This window comes from Agrobacterium tumefaciens, from assembly GCF_013318015.2.
GTDB classification, from domain to species: domain Bacteria; phylum Pseudomonadota; class Alphaproteobacteria; order Rhizobiales; family Rhizobiaceae; genus Agrobacterium; species Agrobacterium tumefaciens.
The window spans coordinates 665,911-682,581 of record NZ_CP115841.1; the positions used below are offsets into that span (position 1 = coordinate 665,911).

Annotated in this window: 22 protein-coding genes; 9 read left to right on the forward strand and 13 right to left on the reverse strand. The window is 57.3% G+C overall.

Annotation, left to right across the window (positions count from 1 at the left end):
- Positions 1-157: 157 nt before the first annotated feature.
- From G6L97_RS03320 to G6L97_RS03345, 6 genes are all read right to left on the reverse strand, one after another.
- Entirely contained in the window at positions 158-391 is a 234-nt protein-coding gene (locus tag G6L97_RS03320; protein WP_174002701.1) for a cold-shock protein, read from the reverse strand.
- Positions 392-455: 64 nt separating this feature from the next.
- The gene (locus G6L97_RS03325; RefSeq protein WP_174002703.1) at positions 456-704 is read right to left on the reverse strand and encodes a hypothetical protein; all 249 of its coding nucleotides are present in this window, start codon (positions 702-704) and stop codon (positions 456-458) included.
- Between the two features lie 103 nt (positions 705-807).
- A complete protein-coding gene (locus G6L97_RS03330) occupies positions 808-1,905 on the reverse strand; it encodes a phage major capsid protein (RefSeq protein ID WP_174002705.1) in 1,098 nt (365 codons plus the stop codon).
- Positions 1,906-2,193, reverse strand: a complete 288-nt coding sequence (locus tag G6L97_RS03335; protein WP_174002707.1) for a hypothetical protein — start codon at positions 2,191-2,193, stop codon at positions 1,906-1,908.
- The gene (locus G6L97_RS03340; RefSeq protein ID WP_174002709.1) at positions 2,190-2,684 is read right to left on the reverse strand and encodes a hypothetical protein; all 495 of its coding nucleotides are present in this window, start codon (positions 2,682-2,684) and stop codon (positions 2,190-2,192) included. The genes G6L97_RS03335 and G6L97_RS03340 overlap by 4 nt, the downstream gene beginning before the upstream one ends.
- A gap of 293 nt (positions 2,685-2,977) precedes the next feature.
- Positions 2,978-3,760 (reverse strand): hypothetical protein, encoded by a 783-nt coding sequence (locus G6L97_RS03345; RefSeq protein WP_174002711.1) that lies wholly within the window; start codon positions 3,758-3,760, stop codon positions 2,978-2,980.
- Positions 3,761-4,044: 284 nt separating this feature from the next.
- On the opposite strand from G6L97_RS03345, the gene G6L97_RS03350 reads away from it, so the two are divergent.
- From G6L97_RS03350 to G6L97_RS03365, 4 genes are all read left to right on the forward strand, one after another.
- Entirely contained in the window at positions 4,045-4,323 is a 279-nt protein-coding gene (locus G6L97_RS03350) for a DUF3892 domain-containing protein (RefSeq protein WP_174002713.1), read from the forward strand.
- Between the two features lie 20 nt (positions 4,324-4,343).
- A complete protein-coding gene (locus G6L97_RS03355; RefSeq protein WP_174002715.1) occupies positions 4,344-4,493 on the forward strand; it encodes a hypothetical protein in 150 nt (49 codons plus the stop codon).
- A complete protein-coding gene (locus G6L97_RS03360; RefSeq protein ID WP_236773609.1) occupies positions 4,494-4,946 on the forward strand; it encodes a hypothetical protein in 453 nt (150 codons plus the stop codon). It begins immediately after the preceding gene.
- A gap of 86 nt (positions 4,947-5,032) precedes the next feature.
- Positions 5,033-5,443 carry a hypothetical protein gene (locus G6L97_RS03365; RefSeq protein WP_174002717.1) on the forward strand — a complete coding sequence of 137 codons (411 nt, stop codon included), beginning with the start codon at positions 5,033-5,035 and terminating at the stop codon, positions 5,441-5,443.
- Positions 5,444-5,509: 66 nt separating this feature from the next.
- Here the strand turns inward: G6L97_RS03365 and G6L97_RS03370 are convergent, their stop codons facing one another.
- The 6 genes from G6L97_RS03370 to G6L97_RS03395 form a co-directional block, all read right to left on the reverse strand.
- Positions 5,510-5,827 (reverse strand): hypothetical protein, encoded by a 318-nt coding sequence (locus G6L97_RS03370; RefSeq protein ID WP_174002719.1) that lies wholly within the window; start codon positions 5,825-5,827, stop codon positions 5,510-5,512.
- On the reverse strand, positions 5,824-6,633 hold the full coding sequence (locus tag G6L97_RS03375) for a hypothetical protein (RefSeq protein ID WP_174002721.1): 810 nt from the start codon (positions 6,631-6,633) through the stop codon (positions 5,824-5,826). The genes G6L97_RS03370 and G6L97_RS03375 overlap by 4 nt, the downstream gene beginning before the upstream one ends.
- Positions 6,620-6,967: a hypothetical protein gene (locus tag G6L97_RS03380; protein ID WP_174002723.1), complete on the reverse strand. Its 348-nt coding sequence runs from the start codon at positions 6,965-6,967 to the stop codon at positions 6,620-6,622. The genes G6L97_RS03375 and G6L97_RS03380 overlap by 14 nt, the downstream gene beginning before the upstream one ends.
- An 80-nt stretch (positions 6,968-7,047) precedes the next feature.
- Positions 7,048-7,281, reverse strand: a complete 234-nt coding sequence (locus G6L97_RS03385; RefSeq protein ID WP_174002725.1) for a hypothetical protein — start codon at positions 7,279-7,281, stop codon at positions 7,048-7,050.
- Positions 7,278-7,490, reverse strand: coding sequence for a helix-turn-helix transcriptional regulator (locus G6L97_RS03390; protein ID WP_236773610.1), 213 nt, complete (start codon positions 7,488-7,490; stop codon positions 7,278-7,280). Before G6L97_RS03390 ends, G6L97_RS03385 begins: the two co-directional genes overlap by 4 nt.
- 214 nt (positions 7,491-7,704) lie before the next feature.
- The gene (locus G6L97_RS03395) at positions 7,705-8,877 is read right to left on the reverse strand and encodes a tyrosine-type recombinase/integrase (protein WP_174002727.1); all 1,173 of its coding nucleotides are present in this window, start codon (positions 8,875-8,877) and stop codon (positions 7,705-7,707) included.
- An 894-nt stretch (positions 8,878-9,771) separates the two neighbouring features.
- Here G6L97_RS03395 and G6L97_RS03400 point away from each other — a divergent pair.
- The 3 genes from G6L97_RS03400 to G6L97_RS03410 all read left to right on the forward strand — a co-directional run bounded on the left by G6L97_RS03400 (position 9,772) and on the right by G6L97_RS03410 (position 12,478).
- Positions 9,772-10,839 carry a porin gene (locus G6L97_RS03400; protein WP_013635790.1) on the forward strand — a complete coding sequence of 356 codons (1,068 nt, stop codon included), beginning with the start codon at positions 9,772-9,774 and terminating at the stop codon, positions 10,837-10,839.
- Between the two features lie 37 nt (positions 10,840-10,876).
- Positions 10,877-11,167 carry a hypothetical protein gene (locus G6L97_RS03405; RefSeq protein ID WP_142851133.1) on the forward strand — a complete coding sequence of 97 codons (291 nt, stop codon included), beginning with the start codon at positions 10,877-10,879 and terminating at the stop codon, positions 11,165-11,167.
- Between the two features lie 264 nt (positions 11,168-11,431).
- Complete coding sequence (locus G6L97_RS03410) at positions 11,432-12,478, forward strand: porin (protein WP_013635791.1); 1,047 nt, start codon at positions 11,432-11,434, stop codon at positions 12,476-12,478.
- A gap of 145 nt (positions 12,479-12,623) precedes the next feature.
- On the opposite strand, the gene G6L97_RS03415 is transcribed toward G6L97_RS03410, so the two are convergent.
- Positions 12,624-14,696: a lytic transglycosylase domain-containing protein gene (locus G6L97_RS03415; RefSeq protein ID WP_162686625.1), complete on the reverse strand. Its 2,073-nt coding sequence runs from the start codon at positions 14,694-14,696 to the stop codon at positions 12,624-12,626.
- Between the two features lie 387 nt (positions 14,697-15,083).
- On the opposite strand from G6L97_RS03415, the gene dapA reads away from it, so the two are divergent.
- On the forward strand, positions 15,084-15,968 hold the full coding sequence (gene dapA / locus G6L97_RS03420) for a 4-hydroxy-tetrahydrodipicolinate synthase (RefSeq protein WP_003512226.1): 885 nt from the start codon (positions 15,084-15,086) through the stop codon (positions 15,966-15,968).
- A 161-nt stretch (positions 15,969-16,129) separates the two neighbouring features.
- Positions 16,130-16,612, forward strand: coding sequence for an SsrA-binding protein SmpB (gene smpB, locus G6L97_RS03425; RefSeq protein WP_174002729.1), 483 nt, complete (start codon positions 16,130-16,132; stop codon positions 16,610-16,612).
- Positions 16,613-16,671: the final 59 nt, after the last annotated feature.

Below are 16,671 nucleotides of genomic sequence, written 5' to 3' on the forward strand. Positions count from 1 at the left end.
TCACACTTAGCTCGATTGGCGTAAGCCAAAAAACTCAATGATTTCTCGCACGCGCGCTTGCGCACGCGCGAGGCAAAAATCTGTGTTTGCATTAAAAGTGCATTCCCCCGCCGGTCCGCAGCTGAGGGGTCTTGGACTTTTTGACCACCCCGGTGGGTCAGAGGTACGCTGCCTCACCCCACGTCGTCACCTCGCGGACGTTTACTGCCCTTGCTCGACCGTCCATTCCCGTGACGCGGTCATAGTCAAATCGCTGGCCGATGCGTGGCGCATCATGATCCGGCATACTTGTGATGTGGACAAAGTCGCCGCCCTTCTCGCGTGCGCCTTCCTCTTGGATGAAACCGAAACCGCGATCGGTCATCCACTTTATGATCTTGCCTGATGGCATTGTTCAGTCCTCATACGTGGTAAAGGGTGGATCTTTAGATGGCTGAGCGAACAGTGCGTCGCAATCAGATCAACTGTTTGGCGCGAAGGCGCTTGATGCGAGCGGCAAGCTCTTCATCTGTCTCTGGCTTGATGATCGCCTCAGTGACAAGGACAGTGCCGTGATCCATCTCGAATGGCCCGCCTTCTTCTGCCTGCGGATCATCCTTGCCGAGCTCTTCTTCAAGCATTTCGGTTGCCATCTGAAAGGCTGCACGGAAGCCTTCAAGATAAGACTTTACATGCGCTGTTACATCGAGGCGTGTTGCTTCCATGTGCTTCTCCAAAAAAGAAAAAGGGGTGGCCTGCTGCCGGTGCTCAGCAGCAGGCCGGTGATAGCGCGGCCACTCATATCGACGCTATCTGGATGCTTGGCGATTAGGCCTCGAAGTCACCGGCGACCAGAGACTCTGGGCGATAGACCGCCAGAGCCAGACGTTCTTCAATGCGCGCAGTCGCCATGTTCTTCTCGAAGTCGTCAGCGTTTTCTGTGCTGATTTCGAAAGTAACCTGCTGTCGGTCGAAGACCTGCGCGGCAGTAGCGAGTGCACCCACAAGGAACTGGCCGGCTGGCATGGCGGTGGTGTCGACAATCGGCAGGCGCCAGATGCGGCCCGAGCCGCCTTCCACCGGGTCAACGATGATATAGTTGCCGCCGGCGTCTTTCGTCAGCTCGAGCTCGGCCAGATCGTCCGGGTTCATGACGATGCCGGTTGCGGTATACTCGGCGCGACGCACCTGCTGGATGGCGCGGCGAATGGTGTCGACGCGAGTGTCGCCGGTATGGCGTAGGCTGTCGTCGAATTCGGTCGCCTGGGGAATAAGGCCAAGGATATTCTGGCCAGTGCCGCTACCAAACAGAAGCTGCTGCTCCTCGACCAGCTTCAAGCCGGTTGTGCCACGCAGATCCAGATAGGAGACCAGCCCGGCGACGTCATCAAGCATCTGCTTGGAGAGTTTGAAGAGGTGCGCAATGGTCCGAACCGACGCGGTCTTCAGGTCGAACGTGATGTCAGAATAGGGCTTTTGCGTAGTCTCGGCGACAGGTGCCGCGTTATTGGTGAAGCCGGTTTCCTGTACGAATTCGATCGAGCCGGCAGTGGTCTTGCCGGGCGCGATGAGGTCACGCACCGTGAGAACACGCTGGGCTGGTGCGACTATGCCGGGGCGGCGATCGGCGGGGACAAGAGAAGTGCCCTGCGAGCGACCAGTGCCGACGGTCGTGTTTCCTGATGTGATGGCGGCAGATTCGACATAAGCGCGGCCACGATTGGCGCCACCGTTCAACTCCTTGAAGGCCGGCGTGTTGACCAGCGCTGTTGCCAGGCTTTCGCCCGTGGCGAAGTTGTCGTTGGCGTGGCCGTCCATACGGGCGAAGCTCTTTTCAAGGCCGGAAATTCGCTCAGACAGGTCGGTTGTGGCGGTGTTGAAAGCGGAGCCAAGCTGCTCGATTTTTGCAGCGATATTGTCAGTCATTCAGGTGTCCTTTTCGACATAGGAGAACGCGCCGAGGTAGGCAAGCATGTGCGGCAGATACGTTCGTCCGGGTTTGTCTGTGTTGGCGGCATTCCATGCGTCGATTTCGACGACGTGCCGCTTGGCTTGGCGGTATAGATCGCGATGCGCAGCGATCTGTTCGGGTGTCCGGTGCTTTTGGATGGCTTCTTCGATTGCAGCGGCAACGGGGTTGGCTGAAACTTCAGCCTTCTTTGTCGCTGCCTCCACTCGAATTTCTGCGAGCAGGCGCGTAACTTCAGACGTCATTGCGCAGCCCGCCATTCTTTCGCCAGCGCTTCGAACGCGGGACCGGCAACAAGCGCCTGCTTCACAGCGCCGGTTGTCTGCGTGGCACCGAAAACGGCATGGACGCCTTGGCCGCAGACATCGGCGAGAATATCGACGCCCGGGTTTTCCAGATCATTGCGCAGCACAATGCTCTTGATGACCGGGAAAAACGGGTTTGACCGGCCGCCGTCGAACGCGGCTGCAATAGCCTCAACGAGCGACATGCAGAGCCTTGGGGAATGGATACGGGCAAACTTGTCGACGCTTTCGCCTACTGAGCCGAGACCGTTGTCGGCCAGCACGGCGATAAGTAGCCGCGCCATCTGGTCAGCGGAGAGGGGTGGATAGGTGCGTCCTACGGCCTTGGGCAGAACGCCGGCATCCGCAGCACGTTGCGCCAATGAAGTGACGCGACCTAGGCCAATGCCGAGGGTCTTTGAAATGGCAAAGCATGCCGCAGCTTTTCGCACGGTCGCCTCCTTTCATTTTTGGAAATGAATGTTTTGGGTGTTTAAAAAATCGCAGGCGCTCTGCCGGTCGTCGAGGAGACAGACGTCGGCAGAGCGCGCGATCGAACCGCGATACCACTCGCGGGATTTCAGGGTGGCAGTACATCCGTGCGCACCATGATTGGAAACTGGGGTGAGCTACCGCGCGCGGCAACCCACCATCACGGCAGTGACGGCTGCCGGAAATGATAAAGGCCCGCATCGCTGCGAGCCTCTCTCTCTTATACCCTGTAGCGCGGGGAAATGGGGTACCCCTATGCGGCGAGCCTGTCTTGAGCACGCCAATGGCGATCCACAATCCCGAGGCCGTCGAATATCCTGGCGCGCGCCTCACCTTTGGCTCCTTTGCTCCCTGCGCCGAGCCGCTTGCCGATTTCGTCGAGCGTCATGCCGTCGACGACCGACCACTCGAAAGCTTCAAGGATGGCCGGGACATAAGCCAGCTTGGCGCGAAGGATCGCTAGTTCTCGCTTTGCATCGATCGCCGCCAGGATTGGCCAGTCGCCGTTCCACTTCTTAGGCACCGGTGCCGCAAGCTTGCGGGTGGTCTCGCCGGCAGATGTCTTTTTGGTTGGCGCGGTGTCAGGGTTCGCCTTCTTGCCTGTCACGACCTTAACGCCTTTTGACCGGCCTTCTGCATCTTGGTTCTCTACGAAGAAGAGGTTTTCGCATTCCTTGCCGATCAACTGCGTCGGCCGCGAAGCGGTGTCGTGCAGGTCTCGGTACCGACCTGCGAGCGAAAGGAAGTAGTCTTTGCCTTCGGTTCGCAAAAGCTTCTGCAGCGGCCAATCGGCATTGTCATTGGCCGCTTGGCCGTCGAAGCCATTGGAGGCGTACCAGGCGGTTCCGTTCGCGCGAAACCTCTCCACCTCGTCGTGAGGCGCAACCGACAAGAAAATTTTCGGTAAGGGATCTCCTGCTATGAGCACGACGTCTCCGCGCTTCATGCGCGCGCGTCTTGGCGACCATTCGCCAGCATCGAGAGAAATTGCAGTCGGCGTGTCGCGCCGGTCAAAAACCGGATTGTCTTTTTCCATTAGGCCGTCACCTTATGAAAGAGGGTGTTGAGAGCTGCATACCGACAAGATGTCGGACACACATACTTTCCGAGAGAGGCGCGAAAACGGGTAGTCGATTTGAGAATATTTTTTGATGTCTACCGCAGATGTATAATTGAAATATATCCAGTAAAATTATACGCCATAACGAATTATGTAAGAAGTTATATTATTCGCTGTGAGTAAAAACCTAGATCGCTGAATTTCTGTTGCTTTACAGCAATCATACGAAGATAATTCCCTTGGTATAACGGAGATTCGCTATGGCAGATGTGCTTGTGACATGTATCAATAAAAAAGATCGAAACAGCAGCCACGAGGGTATTACTCATCTAGGCAATCCGAATGCTGGTGGTGGTTGGAAGTGGACGAGGGCTGAGGTCATTGCTTCAATCGAAGCGAAGACAAATACCTTCTACACTTATGTAAACGGAAACCGCGGCGACATTGGTGTCGTTAATGGGCAGAACGGGAAGTACGTAAGGACTTACGCAGACGGAAAATGGAATGACAACCTGTTGTCGCTTCCAGAGTGCAACTGATTTTTTTGGATGCAAGTAAAATGTCGAACGACAAAAAAACTTCAATTCCCGCTAATAAGCAAACCGGACGCGTCACTCAAGACGGTGTCAAAAACACCCAGCAAAAATCTTTTTCCACTGCTGGTAATAAGGACAAAATCGCAAAGCCAAAACCAGGGGGTGGCCGCTAGTTGATTCAGTGGTTGGCTTCTTCAGAAAACTTGTCATGGCTGGCGAATACCGTAACAGCAGTCGGCCTGCCAATCGGTTTGTTGGGCTTGCTGGCCGTAACGATCCAAATGCGTAATGATCGGTTAGCTGTTTCGGCTGCTGCAATTGGCCAGATGCGATCTGATATAATGGATCGCGTTGACCGCATCCACCAGGCGCAAAAGAGCGGAAACGTCACTTTATGGGAAAGCGAGTTCGGTGAGCTCGCTAATGATCTCGAGATGGCCTGCGCCATCTATCTCGACGGGCAGATGGCAGGACGCACTGGTAGGCTTGCGAAAAACATGATCACCGATTTCTTGAATATGATCAACGAAGACGACGACTTGCGAGATGAGCTAGATCGGCTCGTACATGCGAAACATACATTCCAAAATATCCGAGACTTCCGATCAAAATCGAGGCGACCATGATACGATCAAGAGCTCTCCGAAGAACACCAGTCGACGACCTTGTGCCGGGTGATCTGTTCCGTTTCAGTTATGGATCTGGAGCAGTATTGGCGCTTTTTTTGGAACGTGTCGAAGGTGAAGCGCCAAGGGTGGGGATACTTCAAGGCGCAGACTTCAAAACCAACATGATCTGGCTAGATTACAATGGCGGGCCGCGTGAATGTCTTTCCTACGGAAGTGAGTGGCTGCTTGAAGAGGAGCACGGATCCGAAACCTATTGTGGGGAACGACAATCAAGGGGAAAGGCACGCCTCTATATTGATACCCCCGGCCTGGTCATGGTGTTCGGTCCATCGAACGGAAACATCTTCGGCTTTAACTTTGTGATTGACCTACAATCAAGCGCCTCGTTCAAATTAACCCCGGATGCCGCGCCGATATTAGGATGGAAAATTTGGGAGAACGAAGCTCACCGTGACAGCGGTAATGCGCCGTTGTTTGATACCGAGAACCCCTGACGTTCTCTCTCGGGCATGTGGTCCGTCATTTTCGCCATAGCCAGTCATGGCAAAAATTGCCACAACTCAGTTATTAGGAATTTCCGAACCACTTCCTTGTTGGAAGTGGTTGCTGGTCACACTGCGGGCACCGCCAAGAGCGCTGTCGCCGGTGAACCGCTTGCCGCAGTCACTGCATTTGCACATGTATCCACCGGGCGCGAACCCAGCGGTGTTGTCATTGGCTTCGATCCTTCCAAGGGCGTCCGCAACGGCATTGGCCAGCATGTGCAATTCATGCACAAGCTCGCTCTTTTCCTCATGGAAGCGGAACGGATCCCGGTGGCTTGGCGCAAGCCGCGCCAGCCGGTTGGCCAGCGCGTGAAAGTCGTTGGCTATGTTCATGCGGCCTCCAGCGGAAGAAAATCGTCGCTCGCCGTAAGAAGCAGCGGAATGCCTATCACGTCGCTAGGCTTATTGATCTGGTCGATGCCGAGAGCGATCGCCAGTCGTTCGAGCTTTTTCATACCGCGTTCCTGCATGCCTTGATCTTCGTCGCTTTGGACACACACGGCATATTGCTCTTTGGCGCCATCGGCGTCCTCGAGCTCCATTTGAAGCCAGTCTGATCCATCGTCTTTGTCGTGCTCAATGTGGCTCGAGACAATGGTCATCACGCGATCTTCAGACGCACGGGCCGGGGCGGCCGACAGGCCCGACCCCGCGCCCGCTGCGGATGTATTTACTTTGTCTCTGGCTGTAGCCGAGACAAGTAAATGAGTTTGCTCCTGCGGCTGTGGGACGCTACCAGATTTAGCGTCCTGTGACCGTAGGACGATCTCGTCCTGTGGCTGTAGGACGCTTGATTTTGTTTCGTCCTGTGACGGTAGGACACTAGTAGTGTCCGGCGACTGTAGGACGCTAAAATTCGGGTGGTATTGTGAGGGCCGTTTGCCGGAACCCATGACGCGGGTGAAGTAGCCCCAGTCAACAAGATCCTCTGTTGCGCTTGCGACGCTGCCCCTAGTCAGGCCGGTGGCTTGCTGCAAGAAACTAACACTGGCGCGCGCGTTGCCATGCTTTTGGTAATAGCGCTTGAGAATGTGGCGCGCGGTCTTGATGTGGATGAGCCGCACGCGCTCATCGTCGATGATGGCTCCTAAGAGTTCTATACGGTCGACGGGACCGCCAGCGTGATCAGGCTTGCTCATATTTAGCCATCCGTGCGTCATGTGCCGCCCGCCAATCATCCCCGCGCTCGACGACAGGGATGTACATTGCGCGGCCTTCCTCGGTGCGCCCGATCTCCTTAATGAAACCGGCATCGATCGCGCCCCTTATGGTGTTCCACATGGTTTTGCGGCCGACGCCGTAGCGCGCTGCCAAGGCGTTAGTGCGCAGGACGGCAAACCCGTGTTCGCGCCACTGCTCCACGACCAGGGCGGGAATGCGAAAACCGTTCTTTGTCTTGAGCACATATGCGCCAGCGGTCATGTAATCGGTTAGACGCTCGATATCGTCGTCGTTAAGCGATCGGTGGTCCATCTCAATCCTTTCTGGAGAGCGCACGAATGCGCGCCTGCCGGCAGGCGTCGGCAGGTTGTTGGAGGTGATGGCGGTTTCCTTTAGATGAGGCCGGCTTGGCGCGCCGCTGCAACGCGGTTGATGTCCTCAATGGCTGCGTCAAAACGGTTCGCAGCGGTTTTCTCAAATGCGACGGCTTCGAAAGCGATAATGGCCAGTTGGACTGTCGCGAGCGATTTCATGCTTGCGGCAAGTTCGCCGGTCTCCGCAGCCTGCACCACTAGCTTTTTGCGTTCTTCTTTCAATGCGCCAAGATAATCTTGAACGGAACTCATGCCGCCGCCCTCGCGCCAATCGCAGTTTCAATCCAAGCCTCAACCTCGGCGCGGACGTAAGCGATTCGCTTCAAGCCGATCTGCACCGGCTGCGGGAAGCGGTTTTCTTTGGACATGCGGGCAAGCAGCACGCGCGACATAGTCGTTGCGGCTGCTGCTTCTTTCGGCGTCATCAGGCGCGGCTTGTTGTCATTCGCTGGAATGGTCATGGTGACTCCTCGAAGCCAAGACAGAGTCATGGCGTGAAATGGAACGAAGATTTTTGAGAAGGTTCGGTTGCCGGCTGATGCCGGTGAAGGTTAGGGGCGCTGGGCGCCAATGAGCCGGTTTTCCCGGCGCTGCTTTTTGGCGGGCACCACCCCACCGATTGCCGCAACCACCACAATTGCGACGCTCATTTAATAGACCGATTTTACAAATTTGTCAAGATTTGGAAACTGTTGAAACCTTGCTTTCGCAGTATTCGGTCCAGTCCTCCATCATGGCGCGCCGCTTCGCAAGCGCGTCACTCCGGCGATATGCTTGCTCAACGACATCACCCACGGCGTGGGCAAGGGCAGCTTCCGCAACCTCGCGGGGGTGGCCGGTGGTATCGCCTGCCCAGTCGCGGAAGGATGAGCGCAGACCGTGCAGCGTAATGGACTTGTCCTCTGACGCGGCCCGCAGACTTTTCACCATTGCCGTATCCGATATCGCCGCGCCTTCCTTGCCGCCCTCGAATACCAGGTCACCGGTCGCCGCCTGCTTACGCGCCTCAAGGATAGCCAGCATCCGGCCGGTGAGCGGAACACGGTGCTCACGTCCAGCCTTCATTCGCTCAGCCGGCACAATCCAAACCGCCTGAGCAAAATCGATTTCAGACCAGACTGCGCCGCGAACTTCGCCGGAACGTGAAGCGGTGAGGGCGGTAAACTCCACAGCCCGAGCCGAAACGGCGTCACTTGCCCGAAGCTTCGCCATAATGGCAGGCATGTCTTTATATGCCGCCGCTGCATGGTGGCCGCGCGTCAGCTTGCTGCGTGCGGGCAAGAGCTCTTTCAAGCCCCCGCGCCAGCTGGCCGGGTTATCACCGGTGAACAGCCCGCGTGCCCGCGCGTGGTCCAAAACCGCCGCGATTCGCATTCTGGTTCGGTCGGCGGTTTCTGGAATGGTGGTCCAGATAGGTTTCAGGGCTTCAACAACGTCGTCGCGTGTGATGTCGCCTACCGGCTTCTTGTGCAGCGGCTTTGCATATTCATCGAGCGTCATGCGCCATTGCGCCTTGTGCTTCTCATTCTTAAAGCTGGCTTCCTTCACGGCAATGACGTCTTCCATGACGTCGGCGAAGGTTTTGCGCGTGGCCAGATCCTCGCCGCGCGCCAGACGTGCGCGAACCTCATCCGCTTTTTCCCGTGCCAAGGCCAGCGGTACTGGTGCCGTGCCTTGGCCATAGCCGCCTAGACCGATCTCGACGCGCTTACCTGCGCGTTTGTATATAAAGACCCATTGGCGGCTGCCGCCGGCGCGCACGCGAAGGAAAAGGCCGTCGCCGTCGCCGTAAATACCCGGCTTTGTGAGCGTCTTTATCTTGGTCTCTGAAAGCTTATTGCGCGCCATGCTTCGCCCGTTGTCATAACTTTATGCATGAAATTATGGCAAATACGGCCATTGTCAACGAAATCGTATCAATAATTTCAATAGCTTACGAAGCGCGGCGGACATCCTCTCCGCCATTTCGGCACGAAGCCTGAAATTATAAATCTCCCTAAACAGCTACTTCTTCCCAGCAGACACCCAAAGCATGCGTTTCCGTATGCCAGTTCGTTCTTCAGTGCGTTTCGCGAAACGCCGGACCCCTACGATAAACCGCAGGATAGTGGAGAGAGCTAATGGGCCGACTCGATTCTGCCCCTCGTTTCTTGCAGGCAGTTATAAAGCACTCTGTACCCAAGTGACACAAACTCGTATCCCGCGCCGTTTTCGCGACTCGTCCCGTAACGCTTGCGGACGCAATCGGCCAAACAATTGAGGTGCCGGAGCCTGCGAGCCGAATCGTTGATCGGGGAATCGGCGGCGAACCGCTCGGGTTTCACTGTTGTTTCTCTGTGCGCACCGGGGAGCCATACTAAGTGTGGCGCCGGAGCGGGGCAAAAGTTTCCGTCGCCCTTCCCCTGCGGGGCAAGGGATCTCCGAAAAGGCCTATAGTTTAGAAAGACCTTGTTAACCGCGCTAACTAACGGATTTTCAAGTCATTTCTTAACGCATGGTAAAGCCGCCTATGGGCCGTGTGCCCACTGTGTGCTGTTTCCGCAACAAACCGAAATGAAGCATGTACGTAAATGCGCTTTATCGGATGTTGGCGATTGCAAGCGGCGAAACCTTTTGTATTTTCACGACCAGAAGCGAGGCGGTGGATCGTTTGGCTTCTAAGAACACGGGAATGGGGCAGGGAATGCTGTCCTTCGGCAAAAGTACCCAGACCCACTTAAAAACTTTGACTGGAGGTCAATCATGAACATCAAGAGCCTTCTCATCGGCTCCGCTGCGGCTCTCGCAGCAGTATCCGGCGCTCACGCTGCCGACGCTATCGTCGCTGCTGAGCCTGAGCCCCTGGAATACGTTCGCGTTTGCGACGCTTTCGGCACCGGCTTCTTCTACATCCCCGGCACCGAAACCTGCCTGAAGTTCGATGGTTACATCCGTTTCCAGACCGACTTCGGCCGTAACAAGTCCGGCACGTCTGACTGGGATTCGTTCACGCGCGCTCAGTTCAACATCGACACCCGCACCGACACCGAGCTCGGCGCTCTGCGTGGTTACATCGGTCTTCGTGGCCAGGCTGACAACGACAGCAACCGTGGCGTTGTTGTTGACCAGGCTTTCATCGAACTCGGCGGTCTGAAGGTCGGTTACTACTACAACTGGTGGGATGATGGTCTCTCTGGCGAAGTTGACGTACTCAGCTCTAACCAGACCCGTCTGAACGCTGTCCGCTACACCTACGACGCTGGCTCGTTCTACGTTGGTGTTGCTGTTGAAGAGCTGGAAGCTGCTCGCGGCGGTTCCAACATCTCCGACGACTTCCTAAAGGGCGGTTCGTTTGAGCGTGCGAACAACGTAGGTATCGACGCTATCATCGGCGCGAAGTTCGGCGCAGTTTCTGCCAACCTGCTCGGCGGCTACGACACCGATGCTGAAGAAGGCGCAGTCCGTGCTATCGTAACGGCTGACATCGGCCCAGGCACTCTTGGTCTCTCTGGCGTTTGGGCTTCTGGCGCAAACCGCTACTACGAAGAGTCCGAGTGGACCGTTGCTGCTGAATACGCCATCAAGGCAACTGACAAGCTGACCATCACCCCCGGCTTCCAGTACTTCAACACGATCGACCTCGGCGCTAACAACGACTGGGTTGGCGATCGCGATGCATGGAAAGCTGGCGTAGCTGTTGGCTACAAGATCACCCAGGGCCTCTCCACGCTCGTTTCGGTTAACTACCAGGACGTAGACGGCACCGAAGGTGTTGATACGGGTGCCGGCGACAGCTGGGTTGGTTTCGTTCGCCTTCAGCGCACGTTCTAATCTGATCTGACATCGTCAGTGATGGAAAGCCCGGCTCTTGAGCCGGGCTTTTTCGTTTGATGCACATTGGCGAGGGGCAGGCAAAGCGTCGATTGGCCGGCGTTTCGATATCCCGGCGACTTTCCGTTACGGCTTAAGTCGGTTTGTATCGTTGCCGATTCGTCTGCCACTCAACTGTTTTGGGCCTGTCGAACTGGGAACTGATTCTCTCCTGCTGCGGATGGAAGCATTGCTGCCGACAGCCCGATTTCCCACCAATGGCACCGCGTTTCAGACGATTTCCCATGGCGCAGCGATGTCAGAATTCTGGCGGTGGGATGAGGAATGACTTATCTCATTTATCGGCATTTCGCTTAAGTCGCTGAAAAGCATGAATTATTAACGTTTTGTTAGGAAGTGCTGCCCGTCGGTTAGAATTGTAGCTATTTCGCAACAATGCAAAACTAAGGTCCCCTTACTGTCTTCCTTTTGTCATCATTGGGATTGCCTCCCCGGCCGGTTTTGGCTCTAATCATCTCCATAAGCGGCACGCATTTAGTTGTGTTTCCCCACCCGCTGCTTAGAAAATTAAGCGTTTGACTGGAGGTCAACCATGAACATCAAGAGCCTTTTGATCGGCTCCGCTGCGGCTCTCGCAGCAGTATCCGGCGCTCACGCTGCCGACGCTATCGTCGCTGCTGAGCCTGAGCCCCTGGAATACGTTCGCGTTTGCGACGCTTTCGGCACCGGCTTCTTCTACATCCCCGGCACCGAAACCTGCCTGAAGTTCGACGGTTACATCCGTTTCCAGACGGACTTCGGTCGTAACCAGTCCGGTACGTCTGACTGGAACTCGTTCACGCGCGCCCAGTTCAACATCGACACCCGCACCGACACCGAACTCGGCGCTCTGCGTGGTTACATCGGTCTTCGTGGCCAGGCCAACAACGACAGCGACCGTGGCGTCAACGTCGACCAGGCTTTCATCGAACTCGGCGGCCTGAAGGTCGGTTACATGTACACCTGGTGGGATGACGATCTCTCCGGCGAAACCGATATCCTTTCTTCGAACTCCACCCGTAGCAACGCTCTGCGTTACACCTACGATGCTGGTTCGTTCTATGCTGGTATCAGCGTTGAAGAACTCGACTCGGTACGTGACGGCAACTCCAACCTCGGCGTTGCCAAGGGTGGCGTCTTTGAAGGCCCGAACAACGTCGGCGTCAGCGGCATCATCGGTGCGAAGTTCGGCGCAGTTTCTGCCAACCTGCTCGGCTCCTATGACACCGACCAGGAAAATGGTGCAATCCGCGCTATCCTGACGGCTGACATCGGTCCCGGCACCTTCGGTCTCTCTGGCGTTTGGGCTTCTGGCGCAAACTACTACTACGAAGAGTCCGAGTGGGCAGTTGCTGCTGAATACGCAATCAAGGCAACTGACAAGCTGACCATCACCCCCGGCGCTCAGTACCTCGGTACGATCGATATCGCTCCTGATGGTGACTTCACCGGCGACAACGATGCATGGCGCGCTGGCCTGACGGTTGATTACAAGATCACCCAGGGTCTCGATGCCAAGATCGCTGCAAACTACCAGGACGTCGATGGTCCGACCGGCGACAGCTGGACCGGCTTCGTTCGCCTTCAGCGCACGTTCTAATCTGATCTGACATTGTCAGTGATGGAAAGCCCGGCTCTCGAGCCGGGCTTTTTCGTTTGAGTGCGGTAAATCCTGAAAACAAAAAAAGCACCGGGCCTGCCGGTGCTTTGATATTTTGACAGTAGTCAACTGATGAACCGGTCTTCTATCCCGCCCGCCCATGACGCAGGTCATCGACAATATCAGCCTGTTGCCCCAGCCTCGTCTTGTAGACCTGATAATTCTCCATCACCCGCTGCACGTAATTGCGGGTTTCGGGGAAGGGGATGCGCTCGATCCAGTCCACGACATCGTCGATCGGCTTGCCCCGCGGGTCGCCATAGCGGGCGATCCATTCCGGCACACGTTTCGGGCCGGCATTATAGGCGATGAAGGTGAGGATGTAGGAGCCGCCGAAACTGTCGATCTGTTCGCCGAGATAATGTGCGCCGAGCGTGGCGTTATATCCGGCGTCGCTGGTCAGCATCGCCTGCGTGTAGGGCAGGCCGTGGCGCCCGGCCACGCCCTTGGCGGTTCCGGGCAATAATTGCAGTAGTCCGCGGGCATTGGCAGCGGAGACGGCGGCCGGGTTGAAGGCGCTTTCCTGCCGGGCGATGGCATAGGCAAGCGCCTTGCCGGAGCCGGCAATATTGGCACTGGCGGGAATGACACCGAGCGGATAGGCAAGGGCGGCCGCATCGATGCCGCGGCTGAAGGCCGTCTTGCCGATTTGCAGTGATACCTGATGGTTGCCGTTGCCCTCCGCCCTTGCTGCCAAAATGGCAAGCTCGCCCGGGCTGTCGAGCTGATCTGCCAATGACCTGTAGAGGCTGTCGGCCCGCCAGCCGTAGCCTGCGGCTTCCAGCCTGTCGATGGCCCGCACCGCTTCGCGGCCGGCAAAGCGTTCACGGTCGGCAGCGCTCGGAGCAGGGTATGTGACGTTCAGCGTCTTTGCATCGATTCGTGCGGCAGCAAGCTGGCCGTAAAAGGTGCCGGAATGGGCAGCCGCCTTGGTGAAGAAATCGCGGGCATTGCCCGGCCCGCCCACTTCCGCCGCCCGCCCGAGCCAATAATAGGCGCGCGAGGCGGAAAGTGGCCGGTTCGAGGTCTGCAAAAGGGTGTTGAAGTGGCGTGAGGCCGTGGCGGGATCGCGCAGCGCCCGCAACGCATACCATCCAGCATGGAATTCCGCATCGGCAACATCGACGGCTGATGTGGCCGAATGATTGGCGACGATGCGATAGGCTTCGGCAAAATCGCCGAGATCGGCGACGCCGCGCGCGATGATTCGCCGCTCGTTCCACCATTCGCCGGGATTGACGAGTTTTGCCGTGTCCTTCGGCGCCTGCTTTAAAAGTGCTGCGGCTTCCGGATATTTCTGCTGGTTGCGCAGATTCTCGATGCGCGCGAAGAGAAAAGCAGGGTCTCTGCGCAAGTTGGCGTCGACCTTGCCCAGCAGCGCCACGGCATTGCCTGAGCGCTGCAGCACGGCGGCCCAGGCATTGTAGAGCGACTGCGCCTTGCCGAGATCACCGAAACGTTTCGCCTGGCCGATTCGGCTGCGATACATCAGATAATCCATCCGCGCCTTGTGGTCGGCGGGCGTCAGATAAGTCGGGAACTCGGCAAGAACACGGTCTTCCATGTCCTTGTCCATGCCTTCGCTCACCCAGAGCTGGCGAATGAGGCGTTGTGCTTCCAAAGCCTTGCCGGAAGAGGTGAGGGCCTTGGCGAGCACAACGGTGCCCTCGGCTGTTTCCGGCCGGCCGCTGGCAAAAGCGGCAAGCACCTGGGGTGCCGGTGGATTTTCGCGGTAAAGCGCCTTTTCGGAATTGGCGCGCAGCGTCGCCGCACCCGGCCACCCCGCCAGCTCGCTCTGGGCTGTAGTGATTTCGGCGGAGGGCACGTCCCTCTGCCCGGAAATGGCAATCGCCCAGGTAAGAATATGCCGGTCGAGACTGCCTGTCTGCATGGCGTTGCGAAGGGCGATGGCGCGTGTCGTGTCGCGGCTGGAAAGCGCATCCAGTCCGGCTTTAAGCTGGCTCGCATCGTCAGGCCGGTTAAGGCGTGGTATGGCGCCGGTAATTTCGGGCGAGGCCGGCATGAAGGCGGGAACAGCAGGCGCATTCGGCTTCACATAGGGAAGCGGCACGGCAGCTTCCGGCACGGGGCCGGCCAGCGCGTTCCAAACGGTCGCGGCAAGACCTGCCGCCATCAATCCCCAAACTGTCTTTTTCATACCGCTCTTCATCACTGGACGGAAACAATCGACCTTCTTGTATTGTCGTTTCATTGCAGCGGGATTGCGAAATGCGCCAGTGCGTTGCACCTATGAATTTCGCCTCAGATCCCGCTCTGGAATCTACGGAGACTGTGCTTAACGAAACCTTACTTTCCGCTCGGCACTCCAATCAACTTTTATTCACCGGTCTGCGAGCGGCGTAAAATTCCACCGCCTCGTTTTTTGCCTGCCGCGTGAGCTTCCGCGACTGTCACACTTCCGACAATTTCGGACAAAATAGGCTGCCTTTGCGCTTGTCGGCGCCAAGGGCTGGCACTAATGTGTGCCGGTTTTAACCATCGAATGCGGCCGAAGCATGAACCGGCTCGGCGCCAGGAGCTTTGTATGTTCAAGGGATCAATTCCCGCCCTCATTACCCCGTTCACGGACAATGGTGCCGTGGACGAACAGGCATTTGCCGCCCATGTGGAATGGCAGATTGCCGAAGGCAGCAACGGACTTGTGCCTGTGGGCACGACGGGGGAATCTCCAACCCTGTCCCACGACGAGCACAAACGTGTGGTCGAGCTGTGCATCGAGGTAGCGGCGAAACGGGTTCCGGTCATCGCGGGCGCTGGCTCCAACAATACCGATGAAGCGATCGAACTTGCCCTGCACGCGCAGGATGCCGGCGCGGATGCGCTGCTGGTGGTCACCCCCTATTACAACAAGCCGACGCAGAAGGGGCTTTTCGCCCATTTTTCCGCAGTTGCGGAAGCGGTGAAACTGCCGATCGTCATCTATAACATCCCGCCGCGTTCGGTGGTGGATATGTCGCCGGAAACCATGGGTGCGCTTGTGAAGGCGCACAAGAACATCGTCGGCGTCAAGGATGCGACGGGCAAGCTCGACCGCGTCTCCGAACAGCGGATTTCCTGCGGCAAGGATTTCATCCAGCTGTCCGGCGAAGATGGCACGGCACTCGGCTTCAACGCCCATGGCGGCGTCGGCTGCATTTCGGTCAGCGCCAATGTTGCGCCACGCCTCTGTTCTGAATTCCAGGCGGCCATGCTTGCAGGCGACTACGCCAAGGCGCTGGAGTATCAGGACCGCCTGATGCCTCTGCACCGGGCCATCTTCATGGAACCTGGTGTCTGCGGCACAAAATATGCGCTTTCGAAGACCCGTGGCGGCAACCGCAAGGTCCGCTCGCCGTTGATGAGCACGCTGGAACCGGCAACGGAAGCGGCAATCGACGCGGCGCTGAAGCATGCCGGCCTGATGAACTGACGGACACCTGAAACCCAAAGGCGCGCAATGGGACTGCTTCGCGACAGAAGCCGTTTCGCGCGCCTTTTCTTTTCGTAACGACGATACTAAATAGAAACGTGAAAACCGCTCGTGGCGGACAAGCCGCAGGCGCAATAAGAAAAACAAGGGATTGAAATATCATGGCCCCCAATGGCAGCCAGCGCGTGGTGAACAAGATCGTTGCGGAAAACCGCAAGGCTCGTTTCAACTACGAAATCATCGACACCTATGAGGCGGGTTTGGTGCTGACCGGCACCGAGGTCAAGGCGCTGCGCGAAGGCAAGGCTAATATCGCCGAGTCCTACGCATCGGACGAGGGCGATGAAATCTGGCTCATCAATTCCCACCTGCCGGAATATCTGCAGGCCAACCGCTTCAACCACGAGCCGCGCCGCCGTCGCAAGTTGCTGCTGAACAAGCGCGAGATCAACCGTCTACGCGCCGGCATCAACCGTGAAGGCATGACGCTGGTGCCGCTGAAGGTCTATTTCAACGAAAAGGGCCGTGCGAAGCTGGAACTGGCACTGGCCAAGGGCAAGAAGCTGCACGACAAGCGCGAGACGGAGAAGGAACGCGACTGGAACCGGCAGAAGTCGCGGCTGCTGAAGGGCAACAACGCCTAGAGCTCATCCCTCATTCCTGCACTTGTCGCAGGAATCAAGCCGCCGCGCGTCTGCGCGGC